Origin of the sequence: Sulfurovum sp. (assembly GCF_049668085.1) — a bacterium.
Taxonomy (GTDB): domain Bacteria; phylum Campylobacterota; class Campylobacteria; order Campylobacterales; family Sulfurovaceae; genus Sulfurovum.
The window spans coordinates 1-3877 of the sequence record NZ_JBATIY010000138.1; the positions used below are offsets into that span (position 1 = coordinate 1).

The 3877-nt window shown below is 35.6% G+C and carries 7 protein-coding genes; 4 read left to right on the plus strand and 3 right to left on the minus strand.

The window, feature by feature from the left end:
- Together WBM70_RS08755 and WBM70_RS08760 are read left to right on the plus strand one after the other, a co-directional pair.
- Positions 1 to 555 (plus strand): 6-phosphofructokinase (locus WBM70_RS08755; RefSeq protein ID WP_424558128.1); only part of this gene is annotated, 555 nt, incomplete at its 5' end.
- Positions 552 to 1277 (plus strand): SdiA-regulated domain-containing protein, encoded by a 726-nt coding sequence (locus WBM70_RS08760; RefSeq protein WP_424558129.1) that lies wholly within the window; start codon positions 552 to 554, stop codon positions 1275 to 1277. The genes WBM70_RS08755 and WBM70_RS08760, both read left to right, overlap by 4 nt.
- A 15-nt stretch (positions 1278 to 1292) precedes the next feature.
- Here the strand turns inward: WBM70_RS08760 and WBM70_RS08765 are convergent, their stop codons facing one another.
- Together WBM70_RS08765 and WBM70_RS08770 are read right to left on the minus strand one after the other, a co-directional pair.
- On the minus strand, positions 1293 to 1892 hold the full coding sequence (locus WBM70_RS08765) for a DUF2238 domain-containing protein (protein WP_424558130.1): 600 nt from the start codon (positions 1890 to 1892) through the stop codon (positions 1293 to 1295).
- 45 nt (positions 1893 to 1937) lie between these two features.
- Positions 1938 to 2162, minus strand: a complete 225-nt coding sequence (locus tag WBM70_RS08770) for a DUF2905 domain-containing protein (RefSeq protein ID WP_424558131.1) — start codon at positions 2160 to 2162, stop codon at positions 1938 to 1940.
- 56 nt (positions 2163 to 2218) lie between these two features.
- On the opposite strand from WBM70_RS08770, the gene WBM70_RS08775 reads away from it, so the two are divergent.
- On the plus strand, positions 2219 to 2743 hold the full coding sequence (locus WBM70_RS08775) for an O-acetyl-ADP-ribose deacetylase (protein ID WP_424558132.1): 525 nt from the start codon (positions 2219 to 2221) through the stop codon (positions 2741 to 2743).
- Positions 2744 to 2768: 25 nt separating this feature from the next.
- Here the strand turns inward: WBM70_RS08775 and WBM70_RS08780 are convergent, their stop codons facing one another.
- A complete protein-coding gene (locus WBM70_RS08780; RefSeq protein ID WP_424558133.1) occupies positions 2769 to 3203 on the minus strand; it encodes an Hsp20/alpha crystallin family protein in 435 nt (144 codons plus the stop codon).
- A 147-nt stretch (positions 3204 to 3350) separates the two neighbouring features.
- Here WBM70_RS08780 and WBM70_RS08785 point away from each other — a divergent pair.
- The coding region (locus WBM70_RS08785; RefSeq protein ID WP_424558134.1) for an S-adenosylmethionine synthetase N-terminal domain-containing protein at positions 3351 to 3877 on the plus strand (527 nt) is incomplete at its 3' end.

A 3877-nucleotide genomic window follows, 5' to 3' on the forward strand; every position in this document is an offset into this window, starting at 1 on the left:
GGTGTAGATACGGCACTGAATGTTATAAAATATGCTATAGATTCTATACGGGATACGGCTTCCTCATTTAGCAGAGCTTTTGTCATAGAAGCGATGGGTAGAGAGTGTGGATATTTAACATTGGTCTCAGCACTTACTTCTGGTGCAGAAATGTGTTTGATACCTGAAATACCATATGAATTGGATAACTATAAAGAGAGGTTTAAGAAGGAGATCGAAGAGGGAAGAGAGTATTTTATCGCTGTAGTGTCTGAAGCGTTAAAAAATTCTGAGGAGATCGTCCAATGGTTTGAAAAAGAGATAGGTATTGAGTCCCGTCTTATGGTACTAGGACATATACAAAGAGGTGGAAACCCTACAGTTCAAGATCGTCTTATGGCCTTTCATTTTGTGACACATGCTATAGATGGATTACTTGAAGGATATGAAAGTTCTGTTGTTTGCTATAGCAATTGTGGATTCAATCATAAAAAGATAGAAGAAGTTGCCTTTAAAAAGTATCAGATAAAAGAAAATCTGTTAAAACTTGGTATGGAATTTGGAAGTCGTAAGTGAGATATTTTTTATTAATACCTATTGTACTGTTGGCTACTGCTTGTGGTAAGCCTGCAGGAAAGGTCATCGCAAAGATCCCTGAGGCATCAGGGATAAGTTATTGCAGTAAGAGTGATACACTCATTGTAGCCAATGATGAAGGTACTTACTATGAGATAAGTAGAAAGGGCAAGATACTTCACAGAACAAAGCTTGGTAAATATGATCTTGAAGGTGTGGTATGTGAAGATACACAGTTGATTTTTGCTCTTGAAAATAAAGGTATACTCATTGTTGACAGGAAGACAGAAAAAAAGAAAAAAGTAATTTTGGATACCTTTTACAATGGAAAGAAATTGCCTTTATTTAATAAAAAATCAGGGGTTGAAGGTATCGCTAAAGTAGGTAATATGGTCTATCTCTCTAAACAATCCAAGAAGAAAAAAGAATCTTTCATTGCTGTAGTGAAACTTACGCCATATCCATCTAGAATCATTGAAGTGATCGAACATCATATATCAGATACAGCTGGACTTACTTATCATGATGGATATTTGTATATGGTGAGTGACAAAGAGGATCTCTTGATCAAGTATGATCTTGATAAGAAGAAAAGTGTAGAAAAAATTAAATTAGAGAAAGGTGCCTGGGAAGGTATCGCTTTTGATAAGAAAGGCTTTGTCTATCTTGCTGATGATGATGGACGAGTGGTAAAATACAAGAAAAAGGTTTTGGGGTTGTAAATACAAAAAAGAGCATTATGCTTTTTTTGACAGCCACAGATGCTTATAATTTTGATAAAAAGCAATATTGATCAAAGCACCTGTCATTGCAAGTCCAGTGTCTTTGTGCGCATCCCATACATCTCCCTGCGTCCCTAAAAAAGCCATACCTAGATCAGGTTGCAAGATGATCACTGCAAACCACTCAAGCATTTCATAGAATGTGGAGATAGATACGATCATAGTAAAAGTTAGCAGTAAAGCACTTTTAACGGTGGATGTACCCGAAGTAATCATCTCAAAGAGTATTCTAAAAGTAAGCAATCCAAAAAGAAAATGTACCAAGCGGTCAAAATGATTTCTCTCAAAACCAAAAAAATGTGTGATGGCATTAAAATGTTCCATCTCAGCATAGGTGTAATGCGATCCTAAAGAGTGTAAACTGGCAAATATAAGAAGAAATATGATGCTTAAAAGCGTGTAGTGATGTTTCTTATCCATGAAAACGACAAATGGAAAAAAAATGAATATCAGTACATTTTCAAGAAGCCAATCTGCAGGATATTTGGGATTGATTGCCATAAAGACCCAGATTACTATATACAGTGCATAGACAATCTTATGTGATTTTGGCATATAATCTCCCTTACTGCCAGTATTATATCATGATATTAGAATTACTTATTTAAGGAACTTGCTAAACAAATAGAACAAGAGTGATAAAACAATACTGATTAGTATCGAAGTCGTAATGGGGAAATAAAAAGAAAAATTCTCTTTTTTATAAGAGATATCACCGGGTAGTTTTCCAAGATTAAAAGGAAGTTTATCGCTAAAGAGAAGTATCACACCTATAAGTACGATCATAATACCGATAAAAATAATACTTTTCCCTATCTCTGCCACGATGATTCACCTTTGTTTTATGTTATTATAGGATAAATCTTTTTGAAGGCAAAATGATGGATAACATACTTCTTAAAACAGGTGATATTACGAAAGAAAAAGTCTGTGCCATTGTCAATGCAGCAAACAGTTCACTCTTGGGTGGTGGCGGTGTAGATGGTGCTATTCATAGAGCAGGGGGACCTGAGATCCTTGAAGCGTGTAAAAAGATACGCAAAGAAGAATATCCTCATGGTCTGCCTACAGGAGAATGTGTTGTGACAAATGGTGGAAATTTAGAAGCTATGCATGTGATCCATACGGTGGGTCCTATCTATAATCAATGTAGAGAGAAATGTGCATTTCTATTGGCATCGTGTTACACGAATGCACTTAACATGGCTGTTGAATTGGGCTGCAAGAATATTGCATTTCCCGCGATATCTACGGGGATATATGGCTACCCCAAAGATGAGGCTGCGCAAATAGCTTATAATGTTGTTAAGAACTATTTAAAGGGAAAAGATGAGATGGAAGTACATTTGGTTTTTCATAATAATGAAGATAAAGAATTATTCATGAAGACAATACAAGAGAAATGATGAAGACATCTCTCTTGTAGAAAATTTATTTAACTTCTATTTTTTTAGTCTCTTTATCTTCTTTAGTAAGTTTTGGAATGACTACTTCTAATACCCCATCTTGTGAGTTTGCTTCAATATTTTCTACATCGACATTGTCTGGCAGGGTAAAGCTTCTTTGAAATTTACCATATGAACACTCTTGTTTGTAGTAATCTTTCTCTTTTATTTCTGATTTGGTTTTTCTCTCACCCCAGATAGTCAACACATCATCTTTTAGGTCAACATTCAGGTCCTCTTTTTTAACACCCGGGATATCGACTTCTACATGATAAGCATATTCACCTTCTCTGGTATTGACAGCCGGTGTGAAACCTGTTACATTGGTGACATCTGAATCAGATGAAACCTTTAAAGAATTCATCATTCTTTCTTCTAAATTTCTAAAATCTCTCATTGGATCAAATTTTGTTAATAGCATGATTAGCTCCTTTATTTATATAAAATGTAAAAAATTATAACAAGTTGAGTCTATGTTTGTCAAGTATCTTAATGAAATTTATTAAATGCTGAACTGAAGGATAGTTTTTGATAAGATAATAGATACTTAAAATCGAGGGAGCATATCATGTATCTTTTTACTTCAGAGGCTGTTTCAGCAGGACATCCTGATAAATGTGCAGATATTATAGCTGATACTATTGTTGATACACTGCTTCAAATTGATCCTGATTCTAAAGTGGCTACGGAAGTATTTATCAGTGGTAAGCATGTCATCATAGGTGGTGAAGTGAAAACGACAGTCACTCTTGATGATACTTTCTATGAAGCGATCGTTAAAAAGGCCTTTGATCAGATAGGATACCCTGAAGTAGGGTTTGATAGAGGTGAAACCTTTTTCCCTGATGAAGCTAAGATAGATGTCTATGTGAGTAAACAATCCCCAGATATCACTATGGGAGTGGTGAAGGAAGACAATGAGATAGGAGCAGGGGACCAGGGTATGATGTTTGGATATGCTAGCTCTGAAAGAGAAGATTATATGCCCAGTGCTTTTTCTTATGCAAGGGAGATCAGAGATGCACTCTATACCTATGCACTTGAACATCCGGAGACCTTTGGGGTAGATATGAAAACGCAAGTGGTAATGGATTA